Genomic DNA, 19,056 nt, shown 5'->3' with positions numbered 1-19,056 from the left:
TCGCTTCCCCGGCGGAGCGCCGTCCGAATTTCCTCACGCCCCATCGCACGGCCACGCACGTCACGGTTGCCGTGACTGCCCATTTCAGGCGGTCTACGGCGATGTGCCGGTGCACGCGCCGCGCGGCGATGGCAGCATCCGCGGCCGGACGTGAGGAAAGGAAAAGGCATGAAGCCTTGGTGGTGGCGCCGTGGAGCAGGCCTGGCAGGCCTCGGCGCGTTGATGTTGGCTCCGTTGTTTTCCGGCGCGGGCATCCTGCTCGCGCTCGGGCTTCCCTTCGAGCACCTGCGCTTCGGTCTCGCCTTCGACTACGTCGGCACGCTCGACATGCCGGCGGTGCGCCCCTTCGCCACGCGGATCCGCTGGGGCGGCACCCTCGGGGCTCTGCTGCCGCTGGCGGCATGCGTGGCGTGGATCCGGCACCGACGCGACACGTGGCTCGCCTTTCCGCGGCCCGCGCGCGTACGGCCGTTCCTGTCGCCGCGTGAACTGCCGGATCGTCCCCGATGGACGCGTCCGCACCAGCCGAGCCTCGGGCGCGGTCTCGTGCGCCGGCTGCGGTTGCCGCAGGGCGAATCGCTGCTGATCGTGGCGCCCGACTACGGGCCGGCGCTAAGGCACCTGGCCGACGCCGTCGTCACGGCCACGGGACCGTTGCTGGTGCTGGACGTCGACGGCCTGCTCTATCGCGACACCGCCGGCCGGCGCGCGGCCGAGGGCGGCGTCGTGCGGCTGGCGCCGTTCGGCGGCGGCGTGCCATGGAATCCGCTCGCCGTCGCCTGGCGGCCGGAAGCCATCGACGACACGGCGCTGCAGGCGTTGGCTCAGCGATGGTTTCCCGAGCGGCGCCGCATGGAGCGCGCGCTCGTCAGTCAGGTGCATGCGGTGTTCGTCGCCCTGGTGCACGCGGTCGACGACGTGCTGCGCGCGGGCGGCGAAAGCGTGCCACCCGCGCCCGGCGACCTCTGGCGGCTACTCGCCACGGGCGACGGGCGGCTCGAACCGGCCTGGCTGCATGCGCTGGCGGAGGCGCCCGGGCTGCGCGCGACGACGGGCGACAGCTTGCGCCGCTGCGCGGCGTGCGATGCCGTCTTGCTCGACGCGGTGGCGGAGCGCCTCGCCGAACCGCTGCGCGCCTTCGCGGGCGAGGACATCGACGCCGGCACGCGCGGCATGGCCCTGCGCTTCGACGCGAGCGACCCGCGCACGGTCTACGTGCACGTGCCGGCGGGCCGCTGCGATGCGGCCGGGCCGCTGCTCGACGCGCTGCTCGCGCAATGGCGCGACGCCATGCGCCATGCGGAGGGCACGCTGGCGATCCACGCACTCGATCACTGGCCGCGCCCGGCCGGCCTGCTGGCGCACATGGCGTCGCCGCAGTCGCTGCGCGTGTTCGCATCGGTGCGGCGCCTCGCGCCCTGCCTCGGCGACACGGGCGGCGCCGCGCTCATGGGCGATCTCTTCGGCGTGGTGGCCTGGCACGGCTGGCGCGACACCGACCGCGCCACGCGCGAGGCGCCGGCGCTCGCGGCGCATCTCGCGCATCGCGGCCGATACCACGCCGCGCACTACCCGAAAGCCGTGAGCGTCGACGACCTGCTGCGCCCGCGCGGCGGCGAGCAGCTGATCGTCGCGCCGGACCTCATGCGTCCGCTGCGCTGTCGTCTGCCTCGCCCGGTGCGCAACGTGCCCGCACCGCCCATCCTCGAAGGAGCCCCCATGTCGCTGCCCCGCCCGCTCGCCGCGCTCGCGGCCACGCTGCTCGCCGCCTGCTCGTCACCGCCGCCGACCGCGACACCGCCCGTCGCGACGGCAGCCGACCCCTGTCCGTTCTGGCCACCCGATTCGATGGCACCGGAGGCGACGAGCAGCTTCCACCTCGGCCCGCACCGCTTCTGCGTGCAGCAGCGGCTGTTCCACGATTACCTCAGGCCCTCACCCGGCAGTGTCGGTATCGCACTGGACTGGCCGACCCTCGAACCCCTTTCGCCGGACGTCGACCGGCTGGCGACTCAGGAGACGTTTCTCTCGACGCTCTCGATCCGGATCAACTACATCGCCAATCTGACGGACGAGCAAGCCCGCTTGCTCCCTCGCCGATGGATTGAACCCATCGATCCGAGCGATCCCCAGGAGCTTAGACGACCGGAATACAACCTCGGCCTGCGGATCAAGGGCCACCCAGTCCATGGCCTGACGCCGTATTACGCCGACCTCCCCGCGATCCGGCGCTTCTACGAGGATATCGACGGACCCGATACTACGGCGGGCCTGCCCGACGCGCAGGAGGATTGGTTCATCGACATGGACGAACACGGCGTGCCGCGCACGGTGCTGAAGTGTTCGGTTGCTGCGGTGCCCGATGGCGTACGGCTGGTGAACGGTCGTCTGGTGCACGATCCCAGCGTCTTTCGGCGAGCTACCTGCGCCCACTCCTTCCTTCTTCCCGAGTACAAAGCGGACGTCTACATCACCTACCAGCGGATCATCGCGCCGGACTGGAAACGCATCGAGACGCGCGTCCGCGCGATCCTCGCTAGCGGAGAAATGCGATGACCGCGCCCGTGCTCTCCCGCCGTGACATGGTGGTGCTCTCGTATTACGCAGCGAAAGGCAACCGCGAACTCTACTGGAACTACCTCGCCCAGCTCTCCGGCAACGACGGCTACGGACGACTGGCACTGGGCGTGGTCCGCAACGACAACATGCCGGGTGCCACCGCGAACCTCTACGCGCAGAACTACGCCTGGCGTCACCATCGCATCGCCCTCAGCGAACGGGAATGGGATCGCTTCGGCGTCGATCTGATGCAGCGCGATCTGGTCCTGAGACAGATCCACCTGGCCAAACAGGAGCCAGCGCTCGCGCTGAATCTTCCTGTCAAGGATGTGCAGGATGTTCACGCCGCCTCCTTCCAGAACATCAAAGTCGACGCCGACGCCTGGACCCCCAACAAGCTGCTGACCGCGGCGCGCCGCGCCGGCGAGGCCGAAGCTGCGCGGCAGATCGCGGCGCACCGCGAACGCGGCGAGCCGGTGCCGGACGAAGCCGCGTACGCCGCGCGCATCGTCGACCAGCGCATGGAGAAGGTCTGGTCGAGCATGCTCGACAACGACGCGCTGGGCCTCTACCGCGGTGCCGACACGCTGGCCAGTCTCGCCGCCGCGCAGGATATGCCGGTGGTCGACCGCCTCGTCTATGCGCGCGACATGGCCGAGGCCTATGCCGGTGCCATGCACGACCGGCCGCACCTCGATCCGCACCTTATCGGAAAGGGCGATCGCCACTACACCCGCGACGAGGACGGACGCTGGCTCGAACAACGCATGCCGCCGCCGCTGGCGCTCGATTTCATCGACAGGGTGCATCCCGTCGAGGACGGGCCGCTGCGGCGCGAACTGGAGGACACCCATCGCCTGCGCCACGAGCGGGAAGCGGCGCGGGACGCGATGCATCCGGACGACCCGGGCAAGCACATCGCCTCGCCGCATCCGCTTGCCGACGTGAGGCCGTTATCGACGCTGCCCCAGGCCGGCGACGATCCGATCTATGCGGCCATCCGCCTGCAGATGCCGATCGAGGTCACCGACGACAAGGTCGCCGAGGCGGCGCTCGCCGCGCGACAGGCGGGCATCCATCGCGAAAGCGAGCTGCCGCCGGTCGATCTGGATGCGCGGGACATGATGGTGTTCGGGTCCACGCTCTGGCGGCCCGGCTTCGCGGTGGACGCGACCACGCCGGCCCCGCCGCGCGAGGCGAGCCTCGCCCAGGCGGCGACGCTCGACGAGCAGGCCGTCGAGCGGGAGCAGGAGCGGCAGATGGAACTGGCGATGACGGCACGCCAGGCGCCGTCGCATCGGATGCGCGGGCCGGTGCTGGACTTTTGAGCCGACCCGGCGCGCGTGATCGCCCCGGGGCTGGATTCCAGCGCAGGGGGATGGGGGGTGGGAAATGGGGGCGCGATTCCCGGCGTAAGGCCAGGAGGACCGTTTGCGCTGCGGTTACCGTACCGCCAGCGCAAACGGTCGGCGCCCTCATGCGCACGCCGGCCGTGCCGCCCCCGATTCCCACCTCCCCGCCCCGCGCGCGGCAAGCGCGCCTCGCTTGAATCAGATGTCGAAGCCGATACCCACCAGCGCCATGGTCTCGCCGCGGTTCGGCTCCTGGAAGCCGCCGTTGGAGATGTGGCGGACCTGGAAGCTGACGTTCTTGTACTGCCAGCCGAGGGTGCTGACGAACTCGTAGCCGCTGGACAGCGCCTGCGTGCGGCCGCCGGCCGTGCCCGCGACCTGGAAGCTGAAGAAGAACGGCTGGTACCAGTCGCCGGCGCTGCCGTAGTGGAAGCGCGCGCCCAGGGCGCCGACCCAGATGTCGTCGTCGACGCCCGGATTCGAGTTGCGGTAACGATTGATGTCGCGACCCTTGATGTAGCCGATGGAGACGTCCGGCGACCACGTGAAGCGGCTGTGGCCCATGGTCTGCGGGTCGAACACGGCCTCGACGAAGAACGCGTTGGTGCCGTAGCTGTTCATGTAACTGCGACCACCCTGCACTTCCAGGTGCGTCTGGGCGGCGGCGGGAACGGAAACGGCGGCGAGCGACAGGGCGGCGAGGACGCCGAGGGCGAGGCGGGACGAGCGCATGGGACGGGGGCCTTGTGTTGGGACGTTTGTGAACTGAATCGTTCGGTAAATAGTGTTCAGTCGGCGTGAATAAAGGGGGGGCGGCCAATTATTCGCAACGGCGACCGAGCGAGGCTTGGCCGGACATGCGCTCCTTCACGCACCGCCGTTCAAGGCGGCGGCCCCCATGCCGTTACAGACCCCACGGATTCCGTTCGGGCAGGACGGCCGTCACGGCACGAGGAAACGCAGAGGATGGATGGCACGGCGCTCAAGCTGGCGAGTCGGAAGCGCGTGCGCCACGCGCGACTGGCCGTCTGGGCCGTGGCCGTGGCGCTGTCCGTCGGCGTGGTCGCCCTGGTCACGCTGCTGCAGCTCGACGGGTACCGGAGCATGCTCGGCAACGCCCGCCGCCAGCTCTCCGGGTCGGCCTCCGGCACCGTCCGGATGATCGACCAGGACATCGACGCCAGCCTGGGACCGCTGCTCGCGTTGCGTAACGCGGTGGACGGTCCCGAACCCGGCGCCCTGCACGCGCGCCTCGCGGAGGTGCAGGCCCGCCACCCGGAACTGCCCGCCTTCGTGGCGCTCGACGCCGACGGCCGCCTCATCGCCTCCACCAGCGTGCCGCTCCTGGACTGGCGCAGGAGCCTCGCCGCCCCTCGGCGCATGGCGCTCGGCGCCAGCGTGCGCGTGAGCATCGCCGACCGCCAGGGCGCGGAGCCACCGGCGATCCGGGTCCTCGTCGATGCGCGCGTTCCGCAGCCGGCCGCGTTCGGCACGCTGATCGACGCCGCGCGCGTGCGCGACGGGATGCGCCATTCGCTGCTCGGGCTCAACGCGTCGATGACCGTCTTCTCGCTCGACGGCCGTCCGTTCGCCACGAATCGCGACGACATCGACGCGCGCTGGACGCGCGCCTCGCCGGCGTCGGGACAGGTCGGCCACTACGACGACGACGACCGTCTCTACGCCTGGCAGGCGTCCGCGCGCTATCCGTTCGTCGCGCTGGTCAGCCTCGACCGCAACGGCATCGTCGCCGACTGGATGCGCCAGGCGCGACCGTCGATGCTGGCGACGCTGGCGCTCGTCCTGCTGCTCAACGGCTTCGCCGCGCTGTTCGACCGCGCCTACCGCCGCCAGACGCGCCTCGTCGACGCGCTGTCGCGCAGCGCCCGACATCTCGGCGACGTGCAGCGCACCGGTCACATCGGCCTCTGGGAAGCCGATCTGGTCACCCAGACCATCGCGTGGTCGGGCCTCGTCCACGAGATCACCGGTCTCCCGCCCGAGCGCGTGGGCGGGCGCATCGGCACCTATTACAAGCTGGTGCATCCCGCCGATCAGCCCGACATCGTCGAGTGGCTCCGGCTGTTCTCGCATGGCGACGGCCCTTACGAGTGCGAGCATCGCCTGTGCCGGCCGGACGGACGCGAGGTGCGCGTGAACCTGCGCGCGGCACGCATCACGAACGAGGAAGGTCATTCCATCCTCTCGGGCACGATCAGCGAAATCACGGTGCTGCACGAGACCCGGCAGCGGCTCGAGAACATCGACCGCGACCTCGCGGCCAGCGAGGCCGCCTACCGCCAGCTGCTGGCGCGGATGCCGCTGCCGCTGCTGATCGTTCGCGAAGGCTGCATCGAATACGCGAACCATCTCGCGGAAGAACGCCTCGGCAGCCTGGCCGCGCCGCTGGTCGGGCGCCGGGCGGCGGATTTCCTCGATGCCGAGGCGCTCGAAGCGATCCATCGCGGCGCGCCGGAAGGCACCAATGTGACGGCGTGGATCGAGCCCGAATACGGCATGCCCTTCGAAGCGGAACTCGCGCTGTCCGATTACCGCGACCCGCGCGGCCGCGGCACGCTGGCGATCATTCGCGACGTCACGGAGCAGCGGCGTTACGAGGATCGCCTGAATCACCAGGCGACACACGACGAACTGACCGGCCTGCCCAACCGGCGCGCGCTTCGCGAGCGTCTCGACGCGCTTCTCGTGCAGTCGGTCGCCGAGGGCACGGGCCTCATGGTGATGTTCATCGACCTCGACCACTTCAAGGTGATCAACGACGCGCTCGGTCACGTGCTGGGCGACCAGGTGCTGCGCGACATCAGCCTGCGCCTTGGCGACGTGCTCGGCGCGCAGGGCCACGTGGGCCGCTTCGGTGGCGACGAGTTCGTCGCGATGGTGCCCTTCGACGAGTCCCCGGTGAAAGCCGCCGAGCTCCTCCCCCGGCTGCAGCGCGCGATCGAGGAGCCGCTCGCGGTCGACGGCACGCTGCAGCGCCTGAAGTGCAGCATCGGCGTCGCGTTCGCGACGCGCGACGGCGCCGACGCGGATACGCTCATCCGCAACGCCGACACCGCGATGTACGACGCGAAGCGCTCGGGCCGGCACGCCTGGCGCTGCTATTCCGCGGAGATGCATGCGACGGCGATGGCGCGCCTGAGCGTGCTGACGCGGCTCTCGGAAGCCAACCTCGACAATGAACTCGCGCTCGCGTGGCAGACGCAGCACGACGGCGCCGACGGCACGGTCACCGGCGTCGAGGTGCTCCTGCGCTGGCCCTCGGCGCCGGGCGACCTGCTCGGCAACGAACGCCTCGTGCCGCTGCTCGAGGAAACGGGCGCGATCGTGCCGATCGGCCAGTGGGTGCTGCGCGAGGCCTGCCGGCAGCAGCGGCTGGTGCTCGAAACGCTCGGCCAGCACTGCCGCATCGCGGTGAACGTCTCCGCGCAGCAGCTGGTGCATACCGACCTCGCGGCCGAAGTCCGGCGCATCCTGGACGAGACGGGCGCGCGCGCCTCGGCGCTCGAGCTGGAGCTCACCGAAAGTGCCTTCATGCACGAGCCCGAGCGCGCCATCCGCACCTTGCACGAGCTACGCGCGATGGGCGTGACCATCGCGCTCGACGACTTCGGCACCGGCTACTCCAACCTCACGTATCTGTCGCGCCTCCCGCTGGACAAGATCAAGATCGACCGGCACTTCACGGCGCGCATCGAAGAAGACCACTTCGACACCGCGATCTGCCGCTCCATCGTCTTCCTCGCGCGCAACCTCGACCTGCACGTGGTGGCCGAGGGTGTCGAAACCGAAAGGCAGCGGCGCTGGCTGCTCGACGAGGCCTGCGTCGCGATGCAGGGCTATTTCTTTTCCCGGCCTGTGCCGGTCGAGCAGCTCGGGCGCGACAGGCAGGTCGATCGGGTGACCTAGGCGAGCTGGCGCGTCGTTCGCCTGATGCGCCAATCCGTTCTCCGCACGGCGATTTATCGCCGACCGTCGCGCGCCTACATTGAACAGGTGGCATCAGGCCTCGTCCCCCGGTGATTTCCCCATGTTCCGCGCCCCCGCGATCTTCGTCTCCCACGGTGCCCCGACCTTCGCGCTGGAGCCCGGACTGCTCGGCTCCCGCCTCACCGACCTCGGCGAGCGCATCGCGGCCGCGTCGGCCATCGTCGTCGTGTCGCCGCATTGGCAGACCTGCGGCGTGCGTGTGACCGGGGCCGAGCGCCCGCCGACCATCCACGATTTCGGCGGCTTTCCCCCTCCGCTGTATTCGCTGACCTACCCCTCGCCCGGCGCCCCCGGGCTCGCGGCGGAAACGGCCTCGCTGCTGATCGACGGTGGCTTCGTGGCGATGGTCGACGCCGAGCGCGGCTACGACCATGGCGCCTGGGTGCCCCTGCGCTACCTGCGGCCCGACGCGGACACGCCGGTCATCCAGGTGTCCATGCCGCACAACCTCGACGCGGCCACCGCGTTGCGCCTGGGCCGGACGCTGGCGCCCTTGCGCGATCGCGGCGTGGCGATCGTGGGCTCGGGCAGCCTCACGCACAACCTGCATGAAGTGCGCCGCGACGGCGACGTCGCCGATTACGCGCGCGCCTTCGCCGCGTGGAGCCGCAAGGCGGTGCTGGAAGACGACGTCGATGCGCTGCGCGATTACCGCAGCGTGGCGCCGAGCGCGATCCGCGCCCATCCCACCGAGGAACACTACCTGCCGCTGCTGGTCGCCCGCGGCGCGGCGGGCGACGACACCCCCATGGCGATCGATGGCGGCATCACGTACGGCGTCCTGTCGATGGATTCGTATGCGTGGGGCGTCTCGTAGCTCGTCATAAATTTACCCGGAACTTATTGCGTCCGATATTTAACCCGGGTAATATGTGAGGCATGGCTACTTACACCGCTTTTCATCACCACACCCGCATCGCCGCGGGCTCCCTGATCGCCGTCGCCGAGCGCTGCAAGGCGTTCCTCGACGCCGATCCGAACGGGATGCCCATCGTCTACGACGACGCCACCGGTCGACCCGTCGACATCGATTACCGCGGCAGCACCCATGACGTGCTGGCGCGCCTGGCGACCGCCGAGCCGGCGGCAGCCAGACGCGGACCGGGACGGCCGAAGCTGGGCGTCGTGGCGCGCGAGGTCACCCTGCTGCCGAGGCACTGGGACTGGCTCGCGACGCAGCCCGGCGGCGCCTCGGTGGCGCTGCGCAAGCTCGTCGAGGCCGCGCGTCGCGAGACCGGCGCCGCGGACGAGGTCCGTCAGGCGAGCGAGGCGGTGGACCGTGTGATGCTCGCGCTCGCCGGCGACCTGCCGGGATACGAGGAGGCGTCGCGCGCGTTCCATCGTGGCGAGGTCGGCCGCTTCGACGAACTGACGGAGGCGTGGCCGGTCGACGTGCGGGATTACGTGCGGAGCATGGCGGCCCGGGTGGCGGCGTAGGAAGTCGGCGGTTCGGCGTCACTCGCCGTCGGCCCGCTGTCGCGGAATCGCCGATGCGATCGGCTCCCACCCTTCGGTAGGGAGACTCTCCGGCCTGGTCCCGGACCCGCCGTCGGCCCGCTGTCGCGGGATCGCCGATGCGATCCGCTCCCACCCTTCTAGCCTGCTACCGGAGGGTGGGAGCCGATCGTATCGGCGATGGGTCCGCGAGAACGCCGCGATCAGGCCTCGCTCGGCACCAGCTTTCCGATGCCCTTGTCGCGCGCCTTGCGGATCTTCTGCCACCGCTTGTACCGACGCTTCAGCATGCGACGGTACTTGCGCTCCTTCCGGTCGTGGTTCCAGAGGTAGATCGCCGGGGTGCTCAGCAGCGTGAGCAGCTGCGAGACCAGCAGGCCGCCGACGATCGCGATGCCCAGCGGCCGGCGCATCTCGGAGCCCACGCCGAAGCCGATGGCCAGCGGCAACGCCGCGCCCATCGCGACCAGCGTGGTCATCGTGATCGGGCGGAAGCGCACCAGCGCCGCCTGGCGGATGGCCTCCACCGGCGACATGCCCTGCTCGCGTTGCGCGACGAGCGCGAAGTCGACCATCAGGATCGCGTTCTTCTTCACGATGCCGATCAGGAGGAGCACGGAGATGATCGCCATCAGCGTCAGCTGCGTCTGCGTCACCAGCATCGCGAGGAACGCGCCGGCGCCCGCCGCCGGCAGCGTGGAAATGATCGTCAGGGGATGTCCGAGGCTCTCGTAGAGGATGCCCAGCACGATGTACACGGCGACGATCGCGCCGATCAGCAGCACCATGCCGTTCGATTGCGCGTCGCGAATACGCTGGTTGGCGCCCGTGAAGTCCATGCGGATGCCCGGGGGCAGCTGGATCATGTGCACCGCCTGCTCCACCAGCGCGTTGCCGCGATCCGGCGTGACCTTGGGCGCGAGGTTGTACGTGATGTCCGCCGATTCCAGCTGGTTCTGGTGCGTCACGGAGTTCGGCACCGCCACCGGGGCGATCTTCGCCACGGCGGACAGCGGGATCATCTTGCCCGCCTGGTTCTTCACGTAGGTGTTGAGCAGCGCCTCGGGGCTGATCGTCTGCGCGGCGGCGGCCGTGAGCACCACCCAGTACTGGTTGATGTCCGAATAGATGATGGACACCTGGCGCTGACCGAACGCGTTGAACAGCGCCGAATCGATGTCGCCCATGCCGACGAGCAGGCGCGAGGCCGCGTCGCGATCGACCTTCACCATCTGCTGCTTGCCGACGGTGTCGAAATCGCTGCCGACGTCGCGGAACTCCTTCATCGTGCGCATCTGCCGCACGAGCTTCAGCGCCCACGGCTGCAGGTTCTCGCCGCTGGTGCTGATCAGCTGGAACGAGTACTGGCCGCGATTGCTGTTGCCTCCGCCGCCGCCGAGGAACTGCACCGGATTCATGAAGACCTGCACATCGGAGATCTTCGCGTACTCCTTGCCCATCCGCTCGATGATCTCCTTCATCGATTCGCGCCGTTCGCCCGGCCCGCTGCCCTTGGGCTTCAGGTCGACGAACATCATGCCGTTGCTGCCGACCGCGCCGCCGTTGTCGCCGCCGAGGATGGTGGTGACGTCCGCGACGGTGGCATCGGCTTGCATCATGTCGCCGACGCGCTTGAGGCGCCGCGCCATCTCGTCCGGCGAAATGTTCGCATCCGCGTTGATCTCCGCCTGCAACATGCCCGTGTCTTCCTCGGGCATGAAGTTGCCGCCGGCGGTCTTCACCACCGCGATGGCGAGCAGGACGGTGGCGATGAGCAGGAACAACGGCTGCCAGCGCATCAGGCGCCGATGGCGCATCGCCCAGTCGAGTCCGCGCTGATAGAACGCGAGGAATCCGCGATCGAAGCGCTCCAGCGCGAGTTCCCAGCGCCCGGGCTGGCGGTCGGGTCGGTCGTGCTTGAGGTAATGCGCGCAGAGCGCGGGCGTCAGCGTCAGCGACACCACGGCCGAGATCAGCACCGCCGCGGCGAGCGTCACGGAGAACTCGCGCAGCAGCTTGGTGATCATGTTGTTGCCGAACAGCAGCGGCGCGAACACCGCCACGAGGGACAGCGTGATCGACACCACGGTGAAACCGATCTCGCGCACGCCTTCGAGCGCGGCATCCATCGGCTTCGCCCCGTTCTCCATGTGGCGGACGATGTTCTCGATGACCACGATGGCGTCGTCGACCACGAAGCCGATGCAGAGCACCAGCGCCATCAGCGACATCGTGTTCAGCGTATAGCCCAGCGACCACATGATGACGAAGGCACCGGCGAGCGAGAGCGGCACGCTCAGCGTCGCGATCAGCGTCGGTCCCACGCGACGCAGGAACACCATCATCACAAGCACCACCATCACGATGCTGATCAGCAGGGCCACCTTGACCTCGTGCAACGCCGACTGCGTCGTCTGCGTCAGGTCGAAGATCGGCGTGACCTGCGCATCGGCGGGCAGCAGCGAGCGGAAACGCGGCAGCGCCGCGCGGATGGCCTCGGCCGTGGCGATGGAATTGGCTTCCGGCCGCTTGCTGATCTGCATGGTCACGGAGCGCTCGCCCTGGAACCAGGCCTTCTGGTACTGGTCCTGCTGCCCGCTGTAGACCTTCGCGATGTCGGACAGGCGCACGGGGATGCCGTTGCGCACGGAGATCAGGATGTTGCCGAAGTCCGACGGGTTGCGCAGGCCGTCGTTCGCCACGACGGTCATCTGGCTGTTGCCGTCGGAGAGCACGCCCTGGGGCGAGGTGACGTTCGCGGCGTGCAGCGCGTTGGACACGTCGTTGGTCGTCAGCCCCTTCGCCGACAGCGCGTTCGTGTCCAGCTCGATGCGCACCGCATGCGGCGTGCCGCCGAACACCTGCACGCGCGAAACGCCCTCGATCTGCGCCACGGACGGCGCGATCAGCGTATCGACGACATCGTAGAGCTTGTCGGGCGGCATCGTCTTCGACGTCATCGCCACGAGCAGCACAGGGATCTGGCCGGTGTCGAACTTGAAGTACTGCGGCGGCGTCGGCATGCCCGCCGGCAGGTCGGCCGCGGCGGCGTTGATCGCGGCCTGGACGTCGCGGGCCGCGGCATCCGTCGAGCGATCGAGGTTGAAGCGCACCCGCACGAACCCGGCGTTCTCCGAGCTGTTCGAGTACATCTGGTCGACGCCGGGGATCTGCCCCAGATGGCGCTCGAGGGGCGCGATGACCGTCGAGGCCATCGTCTGCGCGTTGGCGCCCGGCATCTGGACGCTGACGAACACCGCCGGCACCTCGATCGACGGCAGGGCCGCCACGCCGAGGAGCATGTATGCGATGGCGCCGGCCAGCGTCAGGCCCGCCGCGAGCAGCGAGGTGCCGATGGGCCGGCGGATGAATGGTGCGAAAAAGTTCACGACACTTCCTGTGATCGCGGGAAGACACCCCGCGCCCGCGAACTTTATGACTTCATGCGCGTTTCGTCGCGTGTGCCTTTAGTGGGGCCCCTGCCGGAAGGCAGGGGTGCCCCGTTCCGGATCGGTCTCAGCGCACCGGCGAATAGCGGACCGTCAGGTAATACGTCCGCCCGAGCTGGTTGTAGTACGACGCGGTCTCATAGCGCTTGTCGGCCACGTTGGCGACCCGACCCTGCACGCTCCACGCCGTGTCCAGGTGCCAGGTCGCGCGCAGGTCGGCCGTCGCGTAGCCGCCGAGACGGCGGGTGTTGGCCGCGTCGTCGTAGCTGTAGCCGGCCGAGTACACCGAACCGCCGACGGTGACGGGACCGAGGTCCTTGTCGAGGTCGGCGCGCGCGATGCGGCGCGGGCGGCGGGCGAGCAGGTTGTCCTTCTGGACGCCGTCGTCGCGGTTCTCCGGCTGCTGGAACGTCAGGTAGCCGCGCACGTGCCAGCCGTCGACATCGGCGCCGACCTGGCCCTCGAGGCCGCGGATGCGCGCCTTGCTCACGTTGATCGGGAGGAAGTTCGCGTCGAAGCCGATCAGGTCGTCCACCGTGGTCTGGTACGCGTTGACCGCCCAGTTCCACACGCCGGGACGGGCGGACAGGCCGATCTCCGCGGTCCGCGACTTCTCCGGCTTCAGGTCGACCGGCGCGCCGTACGGGTAGAACTCGTCGTTGAAGGTCGGCGCATGGAAGGCCGTGCCGTACGAGGCCGTGATCTTCATGCCGTTGTCGAAGCGGAAGCCGTAAGCCGCCGAGCCGGTGGTGTGATTGCCGAACTGCGTGTTGTGGTCGTGGCGCGCCGAGAGCTGGATCTCGTGAGGCCCGAACACGCCCTGGTAGAGGGCGAACACGCCGGTGTTGTTACGGGTGTCCTTGAGGTAATCCGTATCGCTCTTGAGCTTTTCCTGCTGGTAGTCGACGCCGACCGAGAGCGTCTGGTCCTTCGCCAGCGTGAAGTCGTTCTGCCAGGTGGCCTGGTTGCGCTTCGAATACAGATAACCCACGCGCGCCTTGTCGACACCGTAATCGACGAAGTCGAGCGTCTTGTCCGCGCCGTCGAGGTAATTGTCCGCGCGATCCTGGTTCTGGCCGAGGCTCAGCGACATGCGCCAGTCGGCCATCGCATCGAAGGCGAGCTTCGCGCCGGCCACCTGCTGCGAGCGGCGGGTGAAGTTCTGGAAGTCGCCGTCGTATTCGATGTCGCCCTTGCTGCGCAGCCAGCTGCCCGTCAACTCGGTGCCGTCGTCCCAGCGGTAGCCGCCCGAGAGCGCGCCGTTGTACGTGCGGTACGCGTCGTGATCGGGCTCGTCGGTGAAGCAGCCCTGGAACGCCGTGCCCGCGCCGATGCGGCAGGCATTGATGCCCGAGGTGTACTGGCCGCCGAGGCTGGCGTTGTACCAGGCGTGTCGCGTGCCGCCGGAGATCCCGATCTGTCCTGCCGTGTAACCGTGGCTGCCGCCGGTGACGGAGAGCGACGGTGTCGGCGCCTCGCCGGCCTGCCCGTGACGGGTGAATATCTGGATGACGCCGCCGATGGCGTCGGAGCCATAGAGCGACGAACGCGGCCCGCGGACGACCTCGATGCGGTCGATCTGGTCGACGGGCAGCTGCTCGTAGGCGGGCAGGCCCGCACCCACGGTACCGACGCGGACGCCGTCGACGAGCACCAGCGTGTGCGCGGAGTTCGTGCCGCGCATGAACAACGAGGTCTGCTGGCCGATGCCGCCGGTGTTGGCCACGTTGACCCCCGGCAGGCCCGTGAGCAGATCGCGCAGCTCGACCGGCTGCAGGCGCTCGATGTCCTCGCGCGTGATCACGGTGACCGGTGCGAGCACGTCGTCCACCGGCGTCGGCGCGCGGTTGGCGGTCACCACCACGGCATCGAGCTGATCGGGGGTGTCCGCGGCGTGCGCCATGGCGATGGACGACAGCAAGGCCGTCGCGAGCAGGGTCTTCTTCATGGAACCGTCTTCCTCCGCCGCGTGACGCGGCCATACGAAAGGTCGCGCGAGGAGGACGGGCACGAACGGCGAACGGGAAGCGAGACCCGGCGGCTGTCCGGATCCGCCCTCCGCGAATCGACCGAAACAGGAGCGCCCGCCAGGCAAGGGGCGGGTCGCTTCATCGGGCCGGTCTCCGGACTCGCGCGTGCCAGGACTGGCCGGAACCGGTGCCTTCCCGCTTTCGCAGTGGCGCGTGACCGGTTCCACGGGGCCCCTGACCGGGGCCATCCGTCGACGCTTACCGTTGCGGGGGCAGTGCCGGCCTTGCCACGAACGACGTGGCGCACCGGCTTCCCGTTTCATCCCCTGGCCGACGCCAGCGGGACACCCGAACGGCGCGGATGCTACCGCGCAGGGCCCCGAAAGTCACTGCGCCGATCGGTAGGAGCGGACCTGGCCGCGATTCACGTAAACGTTTACCGCACGATGGCAGATAACAAGCAAACCCTTGAAAAAGCGCAATTTGTTGTAATGAGGCTTAACATGCACTTGACCATCGCAAAATGATTCGATTACAACCGTAACAGATTGCCGTAAGGGGGCGATTTATTACGCCACGGGGAGAACGCGTCCCGGCGGCTGGATTTCCCGGGAGGGGAACAGGCTGGCGAGACGTGGTTTACGGCAATCGAGAACAACGTCCGGTCCGCGCTTTGTGACCGGCTTTTCTTGCGGTTTCCTGGGGAGACAAACATGCAACGTTCCGACTATCGCGCCGTAGCGATCCGCCGCTCCGCCCTCTGTTCAGCCCTCGCGCTCTGCTTCGCGAGCGGTGCCGTCCTGGCCCAGTCCAATGCGTCGGGTAATGTCTTCGGTCGCGTCGCGCAGCCGGAAGGTGCCGTCGTGCACCTGCAGAACCTCGATACCGGCCTCACGCGCGACGTCGGCGTCGACGCCGACGGTCGCTATCGCGCCAGCTCGCTTCCGGTCGGCCGCTACCGCGTGTCCGTCGAACGCAATGGCCAGACCGCCGAGACGCGCGACAACGTGCAGGTGAGCTTGGGCGGCGTCGACGTATCGTTCGGTGGCGCGGTCGCCAGCAGTGGCGAAGCCCAGACGCTCGAAGGCGTCCAGGTCACCGGCAACGCACTGCCCGCCATCGACGTCTCGCAGGTCGACTCGCGCACGGTGCTGACGTCCGAGCAGCTGCAGAAGCTGCCGCTCGCCCGCGACGTGACCGCCGCGGCGCTGCTCGCGCCCGGCGTGATCTCCGGCGACAGCCGCTACGGCAACGTCGCTTCGTTCGGTGGTTCGTCGGCATCCGAGAACCAGTACTACATCAACGGCTACGCGGTCACGAACGCGCTGACGGGCCTCGGCTTCACCAGCCTGCCGTACGACGCGATCGACCAGCAGCAGATCTTCACGGGTGGTTACGGCGCCGAATACGGCCGTTCGACCGGCGGCGTGATCAACATCGTGACGAAGCGCGGCGGCAACGAATGGAAGGGCGGCGTCGGCATGTATTTCCAGCCGGCCGGCCTGCGCCAGAGCCCGCGCAACATCTATCGCAAGAACGGCACGCTCTACCAGACGCGTTCCGGCAACAAGAGCACCGATACGCAGTACACCGGCTACATCAGCGGTCCGCTCATCAAGGACAAGCTGTTCCTGTTCGCGGCGGGTGACTTCACCCGTTCGAACAGCAAGTCGACCAGCGTCATCACCGCGCCGCAGAAGACCTACCAGGAGAACAAGGCCACGAAGTGGATGGCCAAGATCGACTGGAACATCACCGACAACCACCTCCTCGAGGTGACGGGTCTCGGCGACAAGACGAACACCGAGCGCAGCATCTACAAGTACGACTACGCGACGGGCCACCGCGCGGCGTACCTCGGTACCGACAACCTCAAGAACTTCGACGCCGGCCCGGGTTCCGCGCCCGGCGGCGACGTCTACATCGGCAAGTACACCGGCTACCTCACCGACGACCTGACGGTCACGGCGCTGTACGGTCACACGAAGACCCGCCACGAGCGCAACCTCGGCTACGCTGCGAATGCGAACTGCCCGTGGATCACCGACAGCCGCTCGGTGAACGTGCCCATCGTCGGCTGCGGCCTGGTGAACGGCACCGTGCTCGGCGAAGGCGCCGAGGACAAGACGCACGGCTACCGCCTCGACGTCGAGTACCGGATCGGCGACCACGACGTCCGCGTCGGTGTCGACAACCAGACCCTCGAATCGTACGCCGGCAACATCTACGAAGGCGGCTATCGCTGGGTCTACCAGGACGCCGGCGAAGTGCCGAACCGTCCGGACATCGTGCCGCCGCCCGGCGACGACTACTTCGTCGAGAAGCGCCTGTTCCAGACCGGCGCGGGCGTGAAGACCGAGCAGGAAGCGCAGTACATCGAAGACCACTGGCAGATGACCGATCGCTTCATGCTGTACCTCGGTCTGCGTAACGAACAGTTCAAGAACATCAACGGCGAAGGCGCGACGTACGTCAAGCAGCGCCACCAGCTCGCACCGCGCATCGGCGCGACCTGGGACGTGTTCGGCGACTCGACCTTCAAGGTGTACGCGAACGCCGGTCGTTACCACCTCGCCATCCCGTCGAACGTGGCGATCCGCGGCGCCTCGGCGTCCACCTATTACAGCGAGTACTACTCGTACACGGGCGTCGCCGCGAACGGCGAGCCGACCGGCACCACGCAGCTCGGTGGCCGCCGCTACCTCAACGGCGAGGACGGCACGCCGCTCGACCCGAAGACGGTCGCGGCCAAGGACATCGACGCGTACTACCAGGACGAGTACATCCTCGGCTTCGACAAGGCGATCAACGAGGACTGGAGCTTCGGCGCCAAGGCCACGTATCGCAAGCTGAAGAGCTCGATCGACGACTTCTGCGACTCGCGTCCGTTCGAAGCGTATGCCGCGCGCAACGGTATCGACATCAGCAACGCGTCGCTGCCGGGCTGCTACCTGTTCAATCCGGGCAAGTCGAACACGTTCCTCGTCGATGTCGGCGGTGGCAACTACGTGCCGTTCGATCTGCGCAAGGACGACTTCACCTCGCCGGCTGGCGTGAAGTTCCCGGATCTCAAGCGTAGCTACTACTCGCTGGACCTCTACCTCGAGCACCACTTCGCCAACGACTGGTACGGCCGCGTCGATTACACGTTCTCCCGTAGCTACGGTAACTCGGAAGGCCAGCTGAAGTCGGATATCGGCCAGCTCGATCCGTCCGTCACGCAGGACTGGGACGCGCCGGAGATCATGCAGTACACGAACGGCCCGCTGCCCAACGATCGCACGCACCAGCTGAAGGCGTACGGTTACTGGCAGGCGACGCCGGAATGGCTGCTCGGTGCGAACCTCGCGGTCGCGACGGGTCGTCCGAAGAACTGCATCGGTGTCGATCCGGTCGACGCGATCGACTACGGCGCCTCGTACTTCGAGTGCGGGCTCCAGCCGTCGCCGCGCGGTTCGAAGGGCCGCCTGCCGTACACCTGGAACCTCGACCTCAACGCCGAATACCGTCCGATGTGGGCCGGCGAGAAGCAGCCGCTGGCCTTCACGGCGACCGTCTTCAACGTGGTCGGCAGCCAGCGTCCGGTGGCGCAGGTGGACGTCGGCGAGACGGGTGCGATCCGCAACGGCGTGCCGGTGCAGAGCATCAACTACGAGCGTCCGATCGCGTTCCAGAACCCGCGCTACGTTCGCGTGGGCGTCCGTTACGACTTCTGATCAAACGACGTGCCAACGCGCGCCCGGACGACGTATTCGGGCGCGTTTACGAAGGATGATTCCCCAGATTGGCCGGCGCGGAGCGCCGGCTTTTTTATGGGCCGACGAAAGCATCGCCGATACGATCGGCTCCCACCCTTCGGTCGGCCGACGACCGGAGGAGTGGGAACCGATCGTATCGGCGATGGGTGCTGGCGTCAGGCGGTATGGACGCGTACGCCGCCGATCCAGGTTTCCGCCACGTGCTGCGTTTCGTCGAGCACGACGAAGTCGGCGCGGAAGCCGGCGGCGATGTGGCCGTGCGTGGCGCCGAGACCCAGGAAGGCGGCGGGATAGGTCGAGGCCATGCGGGCGGCTTCGTCGTACGGCACGCCGACCATGTTCACCGTGTTGCGCACGGCAGTGGCCATGTCGAGCGCGGAGCCCGCGAGCGTGCCGTCGGCCGTCTGGCAGACGCCGTCGCGTACCGTGATCGTCTCGCCCTTGAGCACGAAGCTCGGGTTGTCCGAACCGACCGGCGGCATCGCGTCCGTCACCAGCATCATCT

Annotated in this window: 10 protein-coding genes and 1 riboswitch; of the genes, 6 read left to right on the top strand and 4 right to left on the bottom strand. The window is 68.3% G+C overall.

Translation table 11 applies throughout. The features are described from left to right. Positions 1 to 168: 168 nt before the first annotated feature. Positions 169 to 2,556, top strand: coding sequence for a hypothetical protein (locus BMW54_RS15685; RefSeq protein WP_139206126.1), 2,388 nt, complete (start codon positions 169 to 171; stop codon positions 2,554 to 2,556). Then, a complete protein-coding gene (locus BMW54_RS15680; protein ID WP_090057899.1) occupies positions 2,553 to 3,887 on the top strand; it encodes a hypothetical protein in 1,335 nt (444 codons plus the stop codon). Before BMW54_RS15685 ends, BMW54_RS15680 begins: the two co-directional genes overlap by 4 nt. Before the next feature lie 222 nt (positions 3,888 to 4,109). On the opposite strand, the gene BMW54_RS15675 is transcribed toward BMW54_RS15680, so the two are convergent. Further along, positions 4,110 to 4,643: an acyloxyacyl hydrolase gene (locus BMW54_RS15675; RefSeq protein WP_090057896.1), complete on the bottom strand. Its 534-nt coding sequence runs from the start codon at positions 4,641 to 4,643 to the stop codon at positions 4,110 to 4,112. A 234-nt stretch (positions 4,644 to 4,877) separates the two neighbouring features. Between BMW54_RS15675 and BMW54_RS15670 the strand changes: the two genes are divergently transcribed. From BMW54_RS15670 to BMW54_RS15660, 3 genes are all read left to right on the top strand, one after another. Then, positions 4,878 to 7,838 carry a bifunctional diguanylate cyclase/phosphodiesterase gene (locus tag BMW54_RS15670; RefSeq protein WP_090057893.1) on the top strand — a complete coding sequence of 987 codons (2,961 nt, stop codon included), beginning with the start codon at positions 4,878 to 4,880 and terminating at the stop codon, positions 7,836 to 7,838. Positions 7,839 to 7,959: 121 nt separating this feature from the next. Beyond that, positions 7,960 to 8,736 carry a dioxygenase family protein gene (locus BMW54_RS15665; RefSeq protein WP_090057891.1) on the top strand — a complete coding sequence of 259 codons (777 nt, stop codon included), beginning with the start codon at positions 7,960 to 7,962 and terminating at the stop codon, positions 8,734 to 8,736. A 62-nt stretch (positions 8,737 to 8,798) separates the two neighbouring features. Beyond that, on the top strand, positions 8,799 to 9,356 hold the full coding sequence (locus BMW54_RS15660) for a DUF2239 family protein (RefSeq protein ID WP_090057888.1): 558 nt from the start codon (positions 8,799 to 8,801) through the stop codon (positions 9,354 to 9,356). 221 nt (positions 9,357 to 9,577) lie between these two features. Here BMW54_RS15660 and BMW54_RS15655 read toward each other — a convergent pair whose 3' ends face one another. Next, complete coding sequence (locus tag BMW54_RS15655; RefSeq protein ID WP_090057886.1) at positions 9,578 to 12,763, bottom strand: efflux RND transporter permease subunit; 3,186 nt, start codon at positions 12,761 to 12,763, stop codon at positions 9,578 to 9,580. A 127-nt stretch (positions 12,764 to 12,890) separates the two neighbouring features. Further along, positions 12,891 to 14,771 carry a TonB-dependent receptor domain-containing protein gene (locus tag BMW54_RS15650; protein ID WP_090057884.1) on the bottom strand — a complete coding sequence of 627 codons (1,881 nt, stop codon included), beginning with the start codon at positions 14,769 to 14,771 and terminating at the stop codon, positions 12,891 to 12,893. 148 nt (positions 14,772 to 14,919) lie between these two features. Beyond that, positions 14,920 to 15,160: riboswitch (cobalamin riboswitch) on the bottom strand. A gap of 346 nt (positions 15,161 to 15,506) precedes the next feature. Here BMW54_RS15650 and BMW54_RS15645 point away from each other — a divergent pair. After that, positions 15,507 to 18,509: a TonB-dependent receptor gene (locus BMW54_RS15645; protein ID WP_090057882.1), complete on the top strand. Its 3,003-nt coding sequence runs from the start codon at positions 15,507 to 15,509 to the stop codon at positions 18,507 to 18,509. Between the two features lie 197 nt (positions 18,510 to 18,706). Here the strand turns inward: BMW54_RS15645 and BMW54_RS15640 are convergent. After that, positions 18,707 to 19,056: amidohydrolase family protein (locus tag BMW54_RS15640; protein ID WP_090057880.1), on the bottom strand; the 350-nt coding region annotated here is incomplete at its 5' end.

The sequence above is a fragment of the Luteibacter sp. 329MFSha genome, from assembly GCF_900111665.1.
Classification (GTDB): domain Bacteria; phylum Pseudomonadota; class Gammaproteobacteria; order Xanthomonadales; family Rhodanobacteraceae; genus Luteibacter.
The sequence above is the reverse complement of the archived record's forward strand: the minus strand, read 5'-3'. Positions and strand labels throughout refer to the sequence as shown.